General features: G+C 70.7%; 15 protein-coding genes. 9 read left to right on the forward strand and 6 right to left on the reverse strand.

Annotated elements, in window-relative coordinates; translation table 11 throughout:
* Positions 1 to 54 precede the first annotated feature (54 nt).
* On the forward strand, positions 55 to 1,449 hold the full coding sequence (locus ABT001_RS05660) for an alpha,alpha-trehalose-phosphate synthase (UDP-forming) (protein WP_351272816.1): 1,395 nt from the start codon (positions 55 to 57) through the stop codon (positions 1,447 to 1,449).
* Here ABT001_RS05660 and otsB read toward each other — a convergent pair.
* The 3 genes from otsB to ABT001_RS05675 all read right to left on the reverse strand — a co-directional run bounded on the left by otsB (position 1,436) and on the right by ABT001_RS05675 (position 3,928).
* Complete coding sequence (gene otsB / locus ABT001_RS05665) at positions 1,436 to 2,281, reverse strand: trehalose-phosphatase (protein WP_351272819.1); 846 nt, start codon at positions 2,279 to 2,281, stop codon at positions 1,436 to 1,438. The two genes, ABT001_RS05660 and otsB, sit on opposite strands and share 14 nt — an antisense overlap.
* A 73-nt stretch (positions 2,282 to 2,354) precedes the next feature.
* Entirely contained in the window at positions 2,355 to 2,636 is a 282-nt protein-coding gene (locus ABT001_RS05670) for a DUF3263 domain-containing protein (protein ID WP_351272821.1), read from the reverse strand.
* A gap of 14 nt (positions 2,637 to 2,650) precedes the next feature.
* A complete protein-coding gene (locus ABT001_RS05675) occupies positions 2,651 to 3,928 on the reverse strand; it encodes an ABC transporter substrate-binding protein (RefSeq protein ID WP_351272824.1) in 1,278 nt (425 codons plus the stop codon).
* Positions 3,929 to 4,110: 182 nt separating this feature from the next.
* Here ABT001_RS05675 and ABT001_RS05680 point away from each other — a divergent pair, with 182 nt between their 5' ends.
* From ABT001_RS05680 to ABT001_RS05690, 3 genes are all read left to right on the forward strand, one after another.
* Positions 4,111 to 5,004: an ROK family protein gene (locus tag ABT001_RS05680; protein WP_502967427.1), complete on the forward strand. Its 894-nt coding sequence runs from the start codon at positions 4,111 to 4,113 to the stop codon at positions 5,002 to 5,004.
* Positions 5,004 to 6,176 carry an N-acetylglucosamine-6-phosphate deacetylase gene (gene nagA, locus ABT001_RS05685; protein WP_351272830.1) on the forward strand — a complete coding sequence of 391 codons (1,173 nt, stop codon included), beginning with the start codon at positions 5,004 to 5,006 and terminating at the stop codon, positions 6,174 to 6,176. The genes ABT001_RS05680 and nagA overlap by 1 nt, the downstream gene beginning before the upstream one ends.
* Before the next feature lie 133 nt (positions 6,177 to 6,309).
* Positions 6,310 to 7,242 (forward strand): 1-phosphofructokinase family hexose kinase, encoded by a 933-nt coding sequence (locus tag ABT001_RS05690; protein ID WP_351273092.1) that lies wholly within the window; start codon positions 6,310 to 6,312, stop codon positions 7,240 to 7,242.
* Positions 7,243 to 7,329: 87 nt separating this feature from the next.
* On the opposite strand, the gene ABT001_RS05695 is transcribed toward ABT001_RS05690, so the two are convergent.
* Together ABT001_RS05695 and cdgB are read right to left on the reverse strand one after the other, a co-directional pair.
* The gene (locus ABT001_RS05695) at positions 7,330 to 8,301 is read right to left on the reverse strand and encodes a carbohydrate-binding protein (protein ID WP_351272832.1); all 972 of its coding nucleotides are present in this window, start codon (positions 8,299 to 8,301) and stop codon (positions 7,330 to 7,332) included.
* A gap of 132 nt (positions 8,302 to 8,433) precedes the next feature.
* A complete protein-coding gene (gene cdgB / locus ABT001_RS05700; protein WP_351272835.1) occupies positions 8,434 to 10,089 on the reverse strand; it encodes a diguanylate cyclase CdgB in 1,656 nt (551 codons plus the stop codon).
* A 359-nt stretch (positions 10,090 to 10,448) separates the two neighbouring features.
* Here cdgB and ABT001_RS05705 point away from each other — a divergent pair, with 359 nt between their 5' ends.
* On the forward strand, positions 10,449 to 10,955 hold the full coding sequence (locus ABT001_RS05705; protein ID WP_351272838.1) for a flavin reductase family protein: 507 nt from the start codon (positions 10,449 to 10,451) through the stop codon (positions 10,953 to 10,955).
* A gap of 44 nt (positions 10,956 to 10,999) precedes the next feature.
* Here ABT001_RS05705 and arfB read toward each other — a convergent pair whose 3' ends face one another.
* Positions 11,000 to 11,434: an alternative ribosome rescue aminoacyl-tRNA hydrolase ArfB gene (gene arfB / locus ABT001_RS05710; protein ID WP_351272840.1), complete on the reverse strand. Its 435-nt coding sequence runs from the start codon at positions 11,432 to 11,434 to the stop codon at positions 11,000 to 11,002.
* A gap of 172 nt (positions 11,435 to 11,606) precedes the next feature.
* Here arfB and ABT001_RS05715 point away from each other — a divergent pair, with 172 nt between their 5' ends.
* The 4 genes from ABT001_RS05715 (at position 11,607) to ABT001_RS05730 (ending at position 16,161) form a co-directional block, all read left to right on the forward strand.
* Entirely contained in the window at positions 11,607 to 12,182 is a 576-nt protein-coding gene (locus ABT001_RS05715; RefSeq protein ID WP_351272842.1) for a TerD family protein, read from the forward strand.
* Positions 12,183 to 12,704: 522 nt separating this feature from the next.
* Positions 12,705 to 12,911, forward strand: a complete 207-nt coding sequence (locus tag ABT001_RS05720) for a hypothetical protein (RefSeq protein ID WP_351272844.1) — start codon at positions 12,705 to 12,707, stop codon at positions 12,909 to 12,911.
* A 37-nt stretch (positions 12,912 to 12,948) separates the two neighbouring features.
* Positions 12,949 to 15,141: a hypothetical protein gene (locus ABT001_RS05725; RefSeq protein ID WP_351272847.1), complete on the forward strand. Its 2,193-nt coding sequence runs from the start codon at positions 12,949 to 12,951 to the stop codon at positions 15,139 to 15,141.
* A gap of 6 nt (positions 15,142 to 15,147) precedes the next feature.
* Positions 15,148 to 16,161: a hypothetical protein gene (locus ABT001_RS05730; RefSeq protein ID WP_351272850.1), complete on the forward strand. Its 1,014-nt coding sequence runs from the start codon at positions 15,148 to 15,150 to the stop codon at positions 16,159 to 16,161.
* Positions 16,162 to 16,194 lie beyond the last annotated feature (33 nt).

A 16,194-nucleotide genomic window follows, 5' to 3' on the forward strand; every position in this document is an offset into this window, starting at 1 on the left:
GCTCCGCACTCGCTTCACGTTTGGAGGCTTCCCGAACGGGCTAGGTTCGGGTACATGGTCTCCGAGCACTCCGCCCAGGTCCTCGTCGCGTCCAATCGCGGCCCCGTGTCGTACGCACTGCGGGAGGACGGCACGCTCGACTCGAAGCGGGGCGGCGGCGGGCTCGTCTCCGGCCTCAGCGCCGTCGACGACAAGCTGTGGGTGTGCGCCGCCCTCGGCGACGGCGACCGCGAGGCGGTCCGGCGCGGGGTGTCCGAGCCCGGCGTCCGGATGCTCGACATCGACGCGGGGGTCCACGCCGACGCGTACAACGGCATCGCGAACTCGGTGCTCTGGTTCGTCCACCACATGATCTACCAGACGCCGCTGGAGCCCGTGTTCGACGCGGAGTTCCGCCGCCTGTGGGCGTCCTACGAAACGTACAACCGGGCCTTCGCGCAGGCTCTCGCCGAGGAGGCGGGCGAGGGTGCCGCGGTCCTGGTTCAGGACTACCACCTCTCGCTGGTCCCGGGCCTCCTCCGCGAACTCCGCCCCGACCTGCGGATCGGACACTTCTCGCACACCCCCTGGGCGCCCGTCGACTACTTCCGGCTGCTGCCCGACGACATCGGCGAGCAGCTGCTCAACGGCATCCTGGGCGCCGACCGCGCCGCCTTCCTGACCCGCCGCTGGGCGGACGCCTTCATCGGCTGCTGCACGGAGATCCTCGGCGGCACCGGCCGCACCAGGATCGGGGTGCACGGGCTGGGCGCCGACGCGGACTTCCTGCGCCGCCGCTCCCGTGAGGCGGACGTGGACGAGCGCATGGAACTGCTGCGCGAGCAGGTGGGCGCCGGCCGGCGCACGATCGTGCGCGTCGACCGCACGGAGCTGTCCAAGAACATCGTCCGCGGGCTGCACGCCTACCGCGCCCTGCTGGAGGAGCGCCCCGAATGGCGCGAACGCGTGGTGCACGTCGCCTTCGCCTACCCCTCGCGGCAGGACCTCGCGGTCTACCGCGACTACACGGCGGAGGTCCAGCGGGTCGCCGACGCGATCAACGCGGACCACGGCACGGAGGGCTGGACCCCGGTCCTGCTCCACGTCGACGACGACTTCGCCCGCTCCCTGGCGGCGTACCGGCTGGCGGACGTGGCCCTGGTCAACCCGATCCGCGACGGCATGAACCTGGTCGCCAAGGAGGTCCCGGTCGTCTCGGACCACGGCTGCGCGCTGGTCCTCTCCCGCGAGGCGGGGGCGTACGAGGAACTGGGCGACGACGCGATCGTCGTCAACCCGTACGACGTGTCGGCCACGGCCGCGGCCCTGCACGAGGCGCTGACGATGGACCCCGACGAACGCGGCGCCCGCTCGAAGCGCCTGGCCGCCGCCGCGACGGCGCTGCCGCCGCAGCGGTGGTTCCTCGACCAGCTGGACGCACTGCGGGGTGACGGCGTCAGCCCCGGTTGATCTGCCGGGCCAGGTCCCCGAGCAGCTCCGCCACCGCCTCCGGGCCCGGCAGCAGCAGGTCGGCGCGCTCGGCGAGTTCGGGGACCCCCGTGCCGCTGCACACCAGCAGGCCGGCGGTGCCCCGGGTGCGGAGCCTCTCCACGGCGGCGTACGCGGCGAGGTCGCCGAGGTCGTCGCCGGCGTACAGCACCGTCTCGGCGCCGGTCTCCCGCACGTACTCCTCCAGCGCCACGCCCTTGTCCATGCCCGGCGGGCGCAGCTCCAGGACCAGACGGCCGGGTTCGACGATCAGGCCGTGGCGGGCCGCCAGGTCTTCCAGCGGGGCGCGCAGGGCCTCGAAGGCGGCCTGCGGGTCGGTGGCGCGGCGGGTGTGCACGGCGACCGCGCGGCCGCCCTTCTCCTCGACCCAGATGCCGCTGTCCATGCCTTCCATCACGGCGGGGAGCGCGGCGCGCACGGCCTCCACACCGGGGTCGGGAGCGGGGGCGTGCACCGTGGCGGTGGCGGCGTCCCAGCGTTCGACGCCGTAGTGCCCGAGGACGACGAGGTGGTCCAGGCCCGGCGCCCCCGCGAAGCCGCCGTACCGCACGGCGGTGTCGGCGGGGCGGCCGGTGATGACGGCGACGGCGGCGACCCGCGGCGCGAGCGCGGAGAGGGCCGGGACGACGGTGGGGTGCGCGCGGGACCGTTCCGGGTCCGGGACGATGTCGGCGAGCGTGCCGTCGAAGTCCAGCGCGACGACCGCGCGGTCCGGGCGGCCGAGGAGTGCGGCGAGGCCTTCGCGGCCGGCCTGGGTGGACGGGGTCGGGAGGGGGTGTGCCGAGTTGCCCATGGCCCGAGCGTATCGGTGACCGGGGGTCCGTGGACGGTGCGGAACGCGCCGTCCCGCGCGGCCCGCGCACGCCTCAGCGGCGGCCGCGCCTCGCCTCGCGGACCCGGCGCAGCCGGTTCACCGTGACCGGGTCCGCCTCCAGGGCGCGGCGGTCGTCCAGGAGTGCGTTGAGCAGCTGGTAGTAGCGGACCGGTGCGACGCCCAGCTCCTCCCTGATCGCCCGCTCCTTCGCGCCGGGGCCCGTCCAGGAGCGCCGCTCCAGGGCCAGCACCGCGCGCTCCCGGTCGGAGAGCGGGGCGGGGCCGGGGGCGTCCGGGCCTGGGGCGTCGGCGTCGTCGGGGGGACTGGCGGTCATATCGGCCAACCTACCTACTCCGCGCTCTCCGCCTGCCGGGCGTCGGCCGCGATGCCCACGAGCACGTTCTCCGGGCTGCCGCCGGGCCCGACCGTGGAGCCGATCTTCTCCTTGATCATCTCGCTGACCCGCGCCCACGAGGTCTTGCCGAAGGGATACAGCTGCGAGTTCGGCAGCGCCGACAGGAACGGGTGCAGCTCCTTGTGCCCGTCGTCCGCCGCCATGGACTCGGACGCGCTCATGGTCACGGGCAGCAGGTCGTACCGGTCGGCGAAGGCCAGCACGTTGGCGTCCTGGTAGGCGAAGTCGAGGAACTCGCCGATCTCGACCCGGTGGCCGTTCTGCTTGAAGCCCATCATCCAGTCGGCCACGCCCATCGAACTCTCGGTCGGTCCGTCGATGCCGGGCAGCGGCACCATACCGACGTCGACGCCCTTCTTCTCGGCCTCCTGCATGAGCGTCGGGTGGCCGTTGAGCATGCCCACCTCGCCCTTGGTGAACGCGTCGAACGCCTTCGCCCGGTCGAGCTTCCCGGGTGCTACGGGGCCGGTGAGGCCCTTGCCGACGAGGTCGTCCCGCAGCCATTTGAAGGCGGCGATGTTGGCCTGGGAGTCGATGTCGTAGTTGCCGACCTCGTCCGTGTAGCCGCCTCCGCCGCTGAGCATCCACATCAGGGTCTCGGCCTGGGACTCCTCCTGGCCGAGCGGCAGGGCGAAGGGGTAGGTCACGCCGCGCCGCTTCAGCGCGGCGGCGTCGCTCTCGATGTCGTCCCAGGTCTGCGGGGCCCCGAGGCCGGCCTCGGCGAACAGGCCCTTGTTGTAGAAGAGGAGCCGGGTGCTGGCCACGAAGGGCAGACCGTACAGATTGCCGTCGAGTTCGCCCGCGTCGGTGAGCGAGGGCATGAAGTTGGACTCGGTGCGGATGGAGATCATCTCGTCGGCGGTGTAGAGCTCGTCCGCCTGGGCGTAGTCGGCGTACGCCCCGATCTGCGCGATGTCGGGGGCCTCGCCGGCCTTCACCATCTCGGCGACCTCGCGGTCGACGTCCTTCCAGGAGTGGACGCTGACCTCGACGTCGATGCCGGGGTTCTGCTTCTCGAACTTCCCGGCGACGTCGTCCCAGTACTTCTCGGAGCTGTTCCCCGCGCCGGTGCCGTATTCGGCCGCGACCAGCCGCAGCGTGACGTCGCCACCTCCGGAGTCCGCACCGCACCCCGACAACGTCGCCGTCATACCGAGTACGGCGACCACCGCGGTCATTCCCACAAAGCGCCGCTGCACAGCCCTGTCCATCCCTAGATCCTGCTTCACCTCACAAGGAGGTCTAAACCACCTGTACCGACCAGGCAATCTAGCAGGGCCTTTTTGTATGGGTGCGCAACAAACCGCGATAGTGGACTAGACCTTTTAGGGTTCGTCGGGCGAAACTGTCTCCCGTGAGACACGTCATCGCCCTCGATGTGGGCGGCACAGGAATGAAGGCCGCTCTGGTCGGGGCCGACGGCACCCTGCTCCACGAGGCGCGCCGGGCCACCGGCAGGGACCGTGGTGCCGACGCCGTCGTGGAGACCATCCTGGGCTTCGCGGCCGATCTGTACGCGCACGGTGAGGAACACCTCGGCGAGGGGGCCGTCGCCGCGGGGGTCGCCGTTCCCGGCATCGTGGACGCGGACCGCGGGATCGCCGTCTACGCCGCCAATCTGGGCTGGCGCGACGTCCCCCTGCGGAAGCTGCTCGGCGAACGCCTCGGCGGCATACCGGTCGCGCTCGGCCACGACGTCCGCACCGGCGGCCTCGCCGAGGGCCGGATCGGCGCGGGCAGGGGCGCGGACCGGTTCCTGTTCGTGCCGCTCGGTACCGGGATCGCGGGCGCCATCGGCATCGCGGGCTCCATCGAGGCAGGAGCCCACGGGTACGCGGGCGAGATCGGCCACGTCGTGGTCCGGCCGGACGGCCCGGTCTGCGGCTGCGGGCAGCGCGGCTGCCTGGAGACCCTCGCCTCGGCCGCCGCGGTGTCCAGGGCCTGGGCCGCCGCGTCCGGCGACCCCGACGCGGACGCCGCCGACTGCGCGAAGGCCGTCGCCTCGGGCGACCCGGCGGCCCTGCTCGTGTGGCAGGACGCCGTCGACGCCCTCGCCGCCGGACTGGTCACCGCGCTCACTCTGCTGGACCCCCGCACGCTCATCATCGGTGGCGGTCTCGCCGAGGCGGGGGAAACCTTGTTCACACCACTGCGTGCGGCTGTCGAGGAACGGGTCACGTTCCAGAAGCTGCCTCACATCGTCCCGGCGGCCCTCGGGGACACCGCCGGATGCCTGGGCGCAGGGCTGCTCGCCTGGGATCTACTCTCCACGGAGGTATCCGCCTGATGGCCGGACGCGCAGACAGCACGGTTCTCACAGGTGCCCGGGTGGTGCTTCCCACCGGGACCGTCGAGGACGGCCGGGTGATCGTCGAGGGCACCCGGATCGCCGGCAGCACGCCGGACGGCGCCCGGACCGTCGACCTCTCGGGCCACTGGCTGGTCCCCGGGTTCGTGGACATCCACAACCACGGCGGCGGCGGCGCCTCCTTCGCCACCGGCACCGCCGAAGACGTCCTGACCGGAGCACGGACGCACCGCGAGCACGGCACGACGACCCTCGTCGCCTCCACCGTCACCGGCGAGACCGACTTCCTGGCCCGCCAGGCCGGCCTGCTCTCCGAGCTGGTCGAGCAGGGCGAGCTCGCCGGGATCCACTTCGAGGGCCCCTTCATCTCCCCCTGCCGCAAGGGCGCCCACAGCGAGGCACTGCTCCGCGACCCCGAACCGGCCGAGGTCCGCAAGCTGATCGACGCGGCGCGCGGCACCGCGAAGATGGTCACCCTCGCCACCGAACTCCCCGGCGGCATCGACTCGGTACGGCTGCTCGTCGAGCACGGGGTGATCGCCGCCGTCGGCCACACGGACGCGACGTACGAGCAGACCGTCGAGGCGATCGACGCGGGCGCCACCGTCGCCACGCACCTCTTCAACGCGATGCCCGCCCTCGGCCACCGCGCACCGGGACCGATCGCGGCCCTCCTGGAGGACGAGCGGGTCACCGTCGAGCTGATCAACGACGGTACGCACCTGCACCCCGCCGCCCTGGAACTCGCCTATCACCACGCGGGCGCCGACCGGGTCGCACTGATCACCGACGCCATGGACGCGGCCGGCTCGGACGACGGCTTCTACGAACTCGGCCCGCTCGCCGTCGAGGTCAAGGACGGTGTCGCACGCCTCGTCGAGGGCGGCTCCATCGCCGGCTCCACCCTCACCCTGGACACCGCGTTCCGGCGGGCCGTGACGGTCGACCGGATCCCCGTCGGGGACGTCGTACGGTCCATCTCCGCCAACCCCGCCAGGCTCCTCGGCCTCTACGACCGGGTCGGCTCGCTGGAACCGGGCAAGGACGCCGATCTGGTGGTCCTGGACGCGGACTTCGCACTCAAGGGCGTCATGCGCCGCGGCGAGTGGATCGTAGGGCCCCACCTCGGCCGGCGGGCCACGGCCCGTTGAACACGTAACGAAGAGACGGCGGTTGTCCCGGAAACCTGGGGCGACCGCCGCCGTTTTGGCATGATCGTCCGGGCGGCGCCGCAGGGAGACGGCGCTCAGGAACGGACTACCAGGGAACCGGGGGCCGGTGCGGGTGATACTGACCGTCACGCTGAACACCGCGCTCGACCTGTCGTACGCCGTCCCCGCCCTGGTCCCGCACACCAGCCACCGCGTCGGCGAAGTGACCGAACGCCCCGGCGGCAAGGGCGTCAACGTGGCCCGGGTGCTGACCGCGCTGGGCCACGACACGGTGGTCACCGGCTTCGCCGGCGGCCCCACCGGGACCGTCCTGCGCGAGCTGCTCGGCACGCTCCCCCACCGTCCCACCGACGCGCTGGTCACGGTCGCGGGGAACACCCGCCGCACCGTCGCCGTCGTCGACCGCGGCACCGGCGACACCACCCAGCTCAACGAACCCGGCCCGCACATAACCGCCGGCGAATGGGCGGACCTCCTGCTGACGTACCGGGAACTCCTCCCGGGAGCCGAGGCCGTCGCCCTGTGCGGCAGCCTGCCGCCAGGCATCCACGTCGGCGCGTACACGGAGCTGATCCGGCTCGCCCGCGCCGCCGGCGTACCCGTCCTCCTGGACACGGCGGGGGAACCGCTGCGCCGCGGCATCGCCGCCCGCCCCGACCTCGTCAAGCCGAACACCGACGAGCTCGCCCAGCTCACCGGCGCCCTCGAACCCCTGCGCGCCGCACACGACGCCCGCCGCCGGGGCGCGCACAGCGTCGTCGCGTCGCTCGGCGCGGAAGGGCTCATCGCGGTCACCCCCGACGGCGCCTGGCGGGCGGCGCCGCCCGCCGCAGTGCGGGGCAACCCCACGGGCGCGGGCGACTCCGTGGTGGCCGGGCTGCTGTCCGCCCTCGCCGAAGGGCTGGGCTGGGAGGACCGGCTGCGCCGCGCGGTGGCCCTGTCGACGGCGACCGTACTGGCCCCTGCGGCCGGCGAGTTCGACCGCGCGGCCTACGAGGACCTGTCGGCCCGCGTCACCGTCGAACCGCACCCACCCGCCGACTGAGCGGGCCCGCCGGGGCGCACGGAAAACACCGCGTCCCGGCTCGCTGGGCGATGCCGGGACGACGGTGGTGCTGGATCACTGACGGCGTCAGTCCTTGACGTGTCCGGACTTCAGCGACAGCTGATCGAGGTTGGCGTCACAGGAGTCGCCCTCGTTGCACGACAGCATGAGCTTGTTCGACCCCTTCTCGAGCTGGACGAAGGCGTACGTCGTCGTCCAGCCCTTCTCCAGGTCGCCCTCCGCGGCGTTCGCGAAGTTCGTCATGTTGATCGAACGGGGGTCCTCGTCGTTGACCGTGAGGGACGTCTTGGCGTCCTTGCCCGGCACGCCGTACGTCACGAACAGCGTGTACGCGCCGCTCTCCGGCACGTCGACCGTCCAGGTCGCCGAACGGCCGACCTCGTTCAGGCTGATGTACTGGCCGTTGGCGCTCTTGGCGCCCTTCACGGTGTTGTCCAGGGAGGCCGTACCGCCGAGCGTCAGCGTCGCCGCGTCCTGCTCGGGCAGGTCCACGGGCTCCTGGGACTTCGTCGAGGACTTCTCCGGCTCCGGGGACTCCTCGACCTCTTCGGCCGGGCCCGCCGAGGAACCGGCCTCCGCCGTCTTGCCCTCGTCGTCGCCCGACATCAGCGCGACACCGATGCCGATGAGCACCACCGCGACCACGGCGACGGCCGCGATCAGCAGCGCCTTGGTGTTGGGGCCGCCACGGCCGGAGCCGCCGTTCCTGCCGCCGTATCCACCGGACTGGCTCTGCGCCGTGGGCGCACCGCCCGGGTAGGTCTCCGGCGCCGCGTACTGCGGGTTGGGCTGGCCGTACTGCGGCGGGGGCTGCTGGCCGTAGGCCTGCTGCTGCGGGACCTGCCCGTACTGGCGCTCGCCGACCGTGCGCACCTGGTTGTACGACGTTCTGGGCACACCGGGCTGTGCGGCCGGGCCGGGGTAGCCGTAACCACTCTGTCCGGGCGGCTGTGCGCCTGCCGCCCGGCCGTCCTCGTACAGATAGCCGAACGGATCGTCGTCCTCGGGCTTGCTCGCGCCGTTGTTTCCGGCCGTCATCCCTGGGTCACTCCTCACCATGTCGCCAGCCGTCGCCGACCGGCCGAGCCTACCCCGAACGGAGCACGCGTCGAATTGCCCTCGGTCCCCCGGAAAACCGGGCGGTGTACGGGAACAGCCAGGGCGTGAACGTCAGCCGGCTCTACGGTGAACCTTCGATCGGGACCGCTTCTCCACGTACATCCGCTGGTCGGCGGAGTGCAGGACCTCTTCCTCGGTCATGCCGCACTCGGCCCAGCCGATACCGAAACTCGCCCCGACCCTGACTGCCCGGCCGTCCACCCGGATGGGCGGAATGATGGCGTTACGCAAGCGTACGGCCAGATCTGCGGCATCTGCCGCCCCGAGACCGTCCGCGAGGACGACGAATTCGTCACCTCCGAGCCGCGCGACCGTGTCACCGTCCCGTACGCAGGTGGTGAGCCGGCGGGCGACCTCGATGAGAACCGCGTCACCCGCGTGGTGCCCGAAGCGGTCGTTGATGGACTTGAAGCCGTCCAGGTCGCAGAAGAGCACCGCGAGCCCCTTGGCCCCGTCGTCGCGCTCGGGGTCGGGCGCCACGACGTGCACGTGGTGGTCGTAGGGGCCGACGCCCGGCGCGACCTCCCCCTCGTACCCGTCCGCCCGGTAGGCGTGCGCCGGGCTCTCGACGTCGCCGTACGCCGCGTCCAGCGCCTCGACGGGGGTGGAGGCGACCGAGTGAGGCCTCTCACACAGCCGGGCGCCGAGCCGGGAGCGCAGTTCGGCACTGTTGGGGAGACCGGTGAGCGCGTCGTGCGAGGCGCGGTGCGCGAGATGCAGCTCGTTGCGCTTGCGCTCCTCGATGTCCTCGACATGGGTGAGCAGGAAACGCGGGCCGTCGGTGGTGTCGGCGACCACGGAGTTGCGCAGCGAGACCCAGAGGTACGTGCCGTCCCTGCGCCCGAGCCTCAGCTCGGCCCGCCCGCCCTCGGCGGACGTGCGGAACAGGGTCCCTATGTCCTCGGGGTGGACCAGGTCGGCGAAGGAGTAGCGGCGCAGGACGGAGGCGGGACGTGCAAGGAGCCGGCAGAGCGCGTCATTGGTGCGCAGCAGCCTGCCGTGCTGGTCACCGCCCATCTCGGCGATGGCCATGCCGCTGGGGGCGTACTCGAAGGCCTGGCGGAAGGATTCCTCACTGGCCCGCAGCGCCTGCTGTTCGCGCTCCAGCCTGACCAGGGCGCGCTGCATGTTTGCTCGGAGGCGGGCGTTACTGATCGCAATCGCGGCCTGGGAGGCGTACATCTGGAGGGCCTCACGGCCCCAGGCGCCGGGTCGGCGGCCGTTGCGCGGCCCGTCGACCGAGAGGACTCCCAGGAGGTCCAGGCGGCCTCCGCCGGAGGCGTACATCGGGGCGTAGAGACGGTCCAGGGGGTGCCACTCGTCCTCGAAGCGGGGCTCCGGCCCCTCGGTGTGCCACTGCGGCACGTCGTCGTCGAGGAGCACCCAGCCCTCGGTGTGCGGTATGAACCGGAGCCCGTCCCAGGCCTCACCCATGGACAGCCTGCGCTCCCAGGCCTCCCGGGAGCCGACGCGGCCGGTGATCAGGGCTTCCGCCGCGCTGTTGCCGGCGAAGGCGGCGACCACGAGATCGCCGTCAGGTCGCACGAGGTTGACGCAGCCCAGCTCGTAACCGAGGCCACTGACGATGCCGTCGGCCACGGACTGCAGTGTGTCCGCCAGGCTCCGCGCCGTGTTGAGATCAGCGACGGCCTGGTGCAACTGCCGCATGGTCGCAAGACGGACGTACGGCTCCGACTCGGCCTCCATTGCTCGCACTCCCTGAGACCTCGACAGCAACTCCAGGTTTCATATCGACGTACTTGTTGCAGTGTCACGGTCACTGAATCACAGTGCGCTGCGCACTCGGTACACAGGGTCAACAAATATTGCTCTCTGTGACTCAAGTCACAACAGAAGGTGAGAGTTGTTCATGGACTTTCAAGGGGCCGCTGTTGTTTAACGAACGCAAACCGACGCTCCTGGTTCCGGAGTCCTAGGACCTGGCTGGTCCTCCGGCCCGATGCGAAGCCACATCCCGCGGCACTAGCGTGCCCGGTGTGCTGCAGACGACGCCTCCCACCCCGCGCCCGGAAACCGCCGCCGATGCCGTCCCGCATGCTGAAGGGGTGAGCAACGACGAATTCCGTGCCGCCCTGTCCCGCCTGGCCGCGGGCGTGGTGCTGATCACGGCCCAGGAACCGCCGCTCGACGAGGACGGCCGGGGTGAGGACGTCGGGATGACGGCGACCGCCTTCATGTCGGTCTCCCTCGACCCGCCGCTCGTCATGGTGAGCCTGCGCAACGACTCCCGGATGGACGACCTGCTCGCCGAGCAGCCCCTGTGGGCGGTGTCGGTGCTGACCGAGGGCCAGCGGCAGATCGCCGGGCGGTTCGCCATGAAGGGCCGGATCAGCGACCGCCTGCTGTTCGAGGACCTCCCCTGCACACGGGGCGACGTCACGGGCGCGCAACTGATCGACGGCGCCCTGGCCACCCTGGAGTGCCGCACGGAGCAGCGCGTCCCGGCCGGCGATCACACGCTGGTCATCGGGCGGGTGCTGACGGCGTCGCTGCCGAGCGGGGACGGGGAACCCCTCACGTACTTCAAGGGCCGCTACCGGCAGCTGCGCTGACCGGTCCGTTCGCACCCTGCCGCCGGGCCCCGGCCCGGCGGTCCCTACCAGTCGCGGCCGGAGCGTCCGCGCTTCGTGTCGCCCCGCTGCTTCTTCTCCCTCAGCCGGCGCTCGTTGATGCCACGCGGGATCTTCTTCTTGAGGCGCGGCTTGGGCGGCGGCGCGGTGGCCTCCGCCAGGAGCGCGGCGAGCCGCACGGCGGCCGTCTCACGGTTGCGCCACTGGGAGCGGTGCTCCGAGGCGCGCACGGACACGACACCACCGACCAGCCGCCCCGCCAGCCGTTCCAGTGCCCGCGCCTTCCACACCTCGGGAAGCGATTCGGTCGCCGCGAGGTCGAAGCGGAGCTCCACCTGGGAGTCGCTCGTGTTGACGTGCTGCCCGCCGGGTCCGGAGGACCGCGAGAAACGCCACATGAGCTCGGCCTCCGGCAGGGAGACCGCACCGCGGATGACATAGGGCCCGGACATGACACCCATGTTCCCCGGCTCACCACCCCCGCGTCACCTTGTTTTGCGGGCGTTCGGCCAGAAGTTCGGCAAAGAAAGTAAAGCGAGCAGGAACCTCGTGGTCTCTTGTCTGCGTTAGGACGGGTGACGGTAGCTTTCGTGATGGCACGAAGCCCGCACATGACGAGGAAAGGCACTTCCCATGGCTGTAAGCCTGTCCAAGGGCGGCAACGTCTCGCTCACCAAGGAGGCCCCGGGCCTGACCGCCGTCACGGTCGGCCTCGGCTGGGACGTCCGCACCACCACCGGCACCGACTTCGACCTCGACGCCTCGGCGATCGCGGTCAACACGGCCGGCAAGGTCTACTCGGACGGCCACTTCGTCTTCTTCAACAACAAGGCGACGCCGGACCAGACCATCGTCCACACCGGTGACAACGTCACGGGCCAGGGCGAGGGCGACGACGAGCAGATCAACGTCAACCTCGCGGGCCTCCCGGCGGACATCGACAAGATCGTCTTCCCGGTCTCCATCTACGACGCCGAGGCCCGCAGCCAGAACTTCGGCCAGGTGCGGAACGCCTTCATCCGCATCATCAACCAGGCCGGCGGCACCGAGATCGCCCGCTACGACCTCAGCGAGGACGCCGCCACCGAGACCGCCATGGTCTTCGGCGAGCTCTACCGCAACGGCGCCGAGTGGAAGTTCCGCGCGGTCGGCCAGGGTTACGCCGCGGGCCTCCGCGGCATCGCCCAGGACTTCGGCGTCAACCTCTGACGCGGACGCCTTCCCGCAGGAGCCCCCGCCCGACTCAGGTCGGCCGGGGGCTCCCGCGCGTCTGCTCCACCGGACGGACACAGCCGGCGGCCTCCGGACGGGTACGGCAACGGCTGGTCCCCGTACCGGGAACCAGCCCTCGGCGGCGACCTCGGCACCCGCACCGCCGCCGACGGACCGGGAGGGGCCACACCGTGCCGGTCACACTTGTATGTTGGTATGTGATCACGAACAGCAAAGGGCATCGGGGATGCCCACGTGGGCGGGGGCTGGGATTCGATGGCATGGGACGAGTGGGAACAGATCAAATCCACTCAGCGTGAGGACTCTTCGACGGGTATGCGGTTGAATCAGCTGCCGGCCGACCAAGGCGGCCCCCCCTGTGTACGGGCCCTTCGCTCCCTCCTTCGCGTCATCTCCCGCCGAGAAGAAGGCCGCGGCCGAGGCGATCGACGAGCACCTGCTCACCGACACGCGTAAAGCGGTAAGTGGGCGGACGAGGCCAACAGCGCGGCGGCCAAGGTGTTCGGTCCCAGGGACGGCGACGGCTGGGACACGGCGGAGGCCCTGAAGAAGGCCGACAAGGCCTGGGACGACTCGGTCCAGGTGCTCTGCAAACGGCTCTCCTCCGAGAGCGCCGCTCTGCGCGACACCAGCACACTGTTCCGGTCCAACGACCTCGGCATCGGCACCCAGCTCAGCAGCACGTCGAGCCTCGCCGGGTACTGAGGGGATGGGGAGACGCATGCCGAGTTACCACGAAGTCATGACGACGGACCTTTCCGCGCTGAGCACCACCGCCGGTAAATGGGAGTCGATGGCGGCAGAACTGGCCAAGGTCGAAAGCGCTTACAAGCGTGATGTGCACGGAGTCAGTCTCGGCCCGGCCTGGGTCGGTCAGAGTGCCGAGGCCGCCAACCGCAGATTCGACATCACCCTCAAGGAGTACGCGGGGGCCCAGACCGAGGCGAAGGCCATCGCTTCACTGATCAAGGACGCCCACACCCAGTTCGTCGAGCTGCGGGGCAAGGTGAAAGCTGCAGTCGCTGAGGCCGTCGCCGCCAAGATGATCGTCTCCGACCAGGGCCAGTGCCGCCTGGACTTCAGCAAGCTCACGGAGAGCGAGCGCTTCACCGCCCACCACGACCCCGATCTGCGCTCCACCGAGCAGTCCTGGACCGACCACATAGCCAGGGCCGTGCAGGCGGTCACCGACGCCGATGCCGGGTTCGCCCTGGCCATGAAGGCAGTGACCAAGGACAGCGACGGCCGGGACGGCACCGAGGGCGGCTTCAACCACAAGGCCACCGGCGACATCGAGGGCTACGAGGCGGCGGCAGCCGCCGAGACCTCGATGAAGATCAACGCGGGCGAGAAGGTGTCCGCCGGGGAACTGGCGGAACTCGAACGCTCGCTGCGCGACAACAGCGGAAACAAGGAGTTCAGCCAGCCCTTCCTCTCGAAGATCGGCGCGGACGGCACCATCAAGCTCGGCAACAAGCTGTTCGACATGGCTGAGAACGACAAGCAGAGCCGCAGCCAACTGCTCGGAATGCAGCGCGAGCTCGCCAACTCCATCGCGAACGCCACCACGAACCCGGCGAATGACAAGGAGCGTGCCTTCTACGAGGAATTCACCCAGGATCTCAAGGAGAACGGCACCAAGAACTTCGGTGAGTCGAACAACCCGATCAAGGGCTACTCGGGGTTCGTCGCCGTGATGAACATGGCAGACGCGAAGTTCGACCCGGACTTCATGACCTCGCTCGGCGACGACATGATCGCCGCCGAGAAGAAGGACAAGGGTCTCTTCGTCCAGATCGGCGCTGGCCACGACGGCATTCGGGCCGATGCCATCGACAACCTCCTCGGCATCATGAGCCGCGACCCCGACACGGCGACCGCCTTCCTCGATCCCGGCCAGGACCCGGAGAACGGCAACGGCAGGCTGGAATACCTCACCCGTCACGGAGACGGCGCCCGCGAATGGCCCAAGCTTCTGCTCTCCATGTATCCCGAGGTCGAGGTCGACGACCCGTACGGACACGTCGGAATCGGCGCCGCCCTGGAAGCCGCCACCACTGGCCACCCTCCGTTGGCCGAGGGCGAGTCCAACGGCCGGCCCGGCCCGCACAGCCCCGCTCAGGCCCGAATCATGCAGAACACAATCGAGTTCCTCGACTCCGGGGCCGCGGGCACCGACGTCCCGAAGAACATGCACCAGAACCTGGCGAACGCTCTCGCGGACTACGCAGCCGACAACCACAACATCCTCGCCGAGAACGACAGCCGGCGGTACGGCAGCCCGGAGGGGCTGGACGGCATCTGGCGGGACGGTTCCGATGCGGGCATCACCGTGGGCAAGGACTCGCTCATGCGGGTCATGCGCGGTGTCACCGAGGAGGCCGACACCGCCGACCTCCTCTACTCCACCCAGCGCGACTACGCGATGGAACAGTTGGGGGCCGCGCCCACTCAGGGCGGCGAGGGCCAACTGCGCTGGATCAACCCCGCCAGCGACCTCGGCCAGGTCATGGGAGCGATGAACTCCATCGGGTCCGACGTGATCCTCGACCAGCGCGACGGCAAGATCGCCGAGACCAACGACCAGGCCCGGTACGCCTACCACAGCATCGGCGCCCCGATCACAGGTCTGCCGGTCTTCGGCGACACGGCCCAGCGTCTCGTCGACGCGGCGACGTACGAGTGGTCCAAGGACGTCATCGACTCGGCGAACTCAGCGGCCCAGGAGAAGAATTCCGAGCACTACAGCTCGGGCGTGGGCGGTACGTACAGTCTCATCGACGCCTGGGCCGTGGAGCGAGGCGTGGACGTCGACGACCGCACCAACAGCAAGAACGACCCGAACTGGGACGCTTGGCAAGCCATGCGCGACGAAGCCAAGCAGTCCTACTCGGGATCGCGCGGCGACGCCGCTGTCTACCTCGGACGGGACTGAGCACGAGTGAGCACGGAAACACCCCGCAAACGCCGCAGGGCATGGCTGATCGCGGCTGCCGTCTGCGCGTCGGCCGTGTTGGCGGGTGGGACGGTGGCGACCAACACCGACGCCCTGGCGCCGGACGACCTGTGTGACGGCAGGGTGAGCAGCGAGGACGCCGGGAACAGCCTCGACGGCGCCGGCCGGGTGACCGGCAGAATCGACAACCTCGGCGACTGCGTGGTGGAGCAGTCGGGCTGGCTGCCGGGCACCGAGGACGCGAAGGTGCGCCTGGGAGCCAGGGCTGTCACCCCCGAGCACCCCTTCGGCCAGTCCGAGTGGAAGGCCTCGGGCGCGCAGAACATCCTGCCGGGCGAACTGCCCGGCGCCTTCGACGAGTACGGCAACGGCTGGGTGGCCCTGCCGTCCGACTGCGGCCCGCTGGGCGCCGCAGGGGCCGAGGGCGACCACACGGTCCTGAGCGCCGTCGTCGAGCAGGGCAGCGCCGACCCGGCAGAACTCGCCCGACTGACCCGGGCAGCCGCCCGCGAGCTCGCCGCCGACCACGACTGCGCGCCTCCCACCTCACCACCGAAGAAGGCCGGAACGGACCTCATTGAAGCGTCCGCCCCGGCCAGGAGCGACCCGGCCGAGCTGTGCGGCCTGACCGGCTTCACTGTCGACGCCGAGGTTCCCGCCGGCAGCCCCTTGCGGGAGCAGACCTCGGGCTCCCGCGACGACGCCTGGTTCTGCGACCTCTCCTTCGAACCGCCGACCACCGGTCTGCCCCGGGACGAGGAGGAGGGAGCCTCGGCCCGTCTCGCGATCATCCGGAACGCCACGCTGCTGCCCGCAGCCGAGGAGCGAGGCTTCCAGCACGCCGTCTGTGACGGCAAGGAGACCTACTTCGCGGCCGAACTCCTCTCCGTGCGGTCTCCGCGCACCCCGGAGGAGAAGGCCGCGTCCTCGTTCTTCCGTGAGTCCGACGTGGAGAACCGCTTCACCGCGGCCGCGCGCGCCTCACTCGGCTGCGGCTGATCCGGAACCGGCTCGGAGGTGATCCGGAGGCGG

It is taken from the genome of Streptomyces sp. NPDC002793, from assembly GCF_040295485.1.
Lineage (GTDB): Bacteria > Actinomycetota > Actinomycetes > Streptomycetales > Streptomycetaceae > Streptomyces.

What these genes read in the sequence shown, in the direction of transcription:
- ABT001_RS05660 (WP_351272816.1), top strand. Translation starts at nt 55, where the DNA reads ATGGTCTCCGAGCACTCCGCCCAGGTCCTCGTCGCGTCCAATCGCGGC.
- otsB (WP_351272819.1), bottom strand. Translation starts at nt 2,281, where the DNA reads ATGGGCAACTCGGCACACCCCCTCCCGACCCCGTCCACCCAGGCCGGC.
- ABT001_RS05670 (WP_351272821.1), bottom strand. Translation starts at nt 2,636, where the DNA reads ATGACCGCCAGTCCCCCCGACGACGCCGACGCCCCAGGCCCGGACGCC.
- ABT001_RS05675 (WP_351272824.1), bottom strand. Translation starts at nt 3,928, where the DNA reads ATGGACAGGGCTGTGCAGCGGCGCTTTGTGGGAATGACCGCGGTGGTC.
- ABT001_RS05680 (WP_502967427.1), top strand. Translation starts at nt 4,111, where the DNA reads ATGAAGGCCGCTCTGGTCGGGGCCGACGGCACCCTGCTCCACGAGGCG.
- nagA (WP_351272830.1), top strand. Translation starts at nt 5,004, where the DNA reads ATGGCCGGACGCGCAGACAGCACGGTTCTCACAGGTGCCCGGGTGGTG.
- ABT001_RS05695 (WP_351272832.1), bottom strand. Translation starts at nt 8,301, where the DNA reads ATGACGGCCGGAAACAACGGCGCGAGCAAGCCCGAGGACGACGATCCG.
- cdgB (WP_351272835.1), bottom strand. Translation starts at nt 10,089, where the DNA reads ATGGAGGCCGAGTCGGAGCCGTACGTCCGTCTTGCGACCATGCGGCAG.
- arfB (WP_351272840.1), bottom strand. Translation starts at nt 11,434, where the DNA reads ATGGGTGTCATGTCCGGGCCCTATGTCATCCGCGGTGCGGTCTCCCTG.
- ABT001_RS05715 (WP_351272842.1), top strand. Translation starts at nt 11,607, where the DNA reads ATGGCTGTAAGCCTGTCCAAGGGCGGCAACGTCTCGCTCACCAAGGAG.
- ABT001_RS05725 (WP_351272847.1), top strand. Translation starts at nt 12,949, where the DNA reads ATGACGACGGACCTTTCCGCGCTGAGCACCACCGCCGGTAAATGGGAG.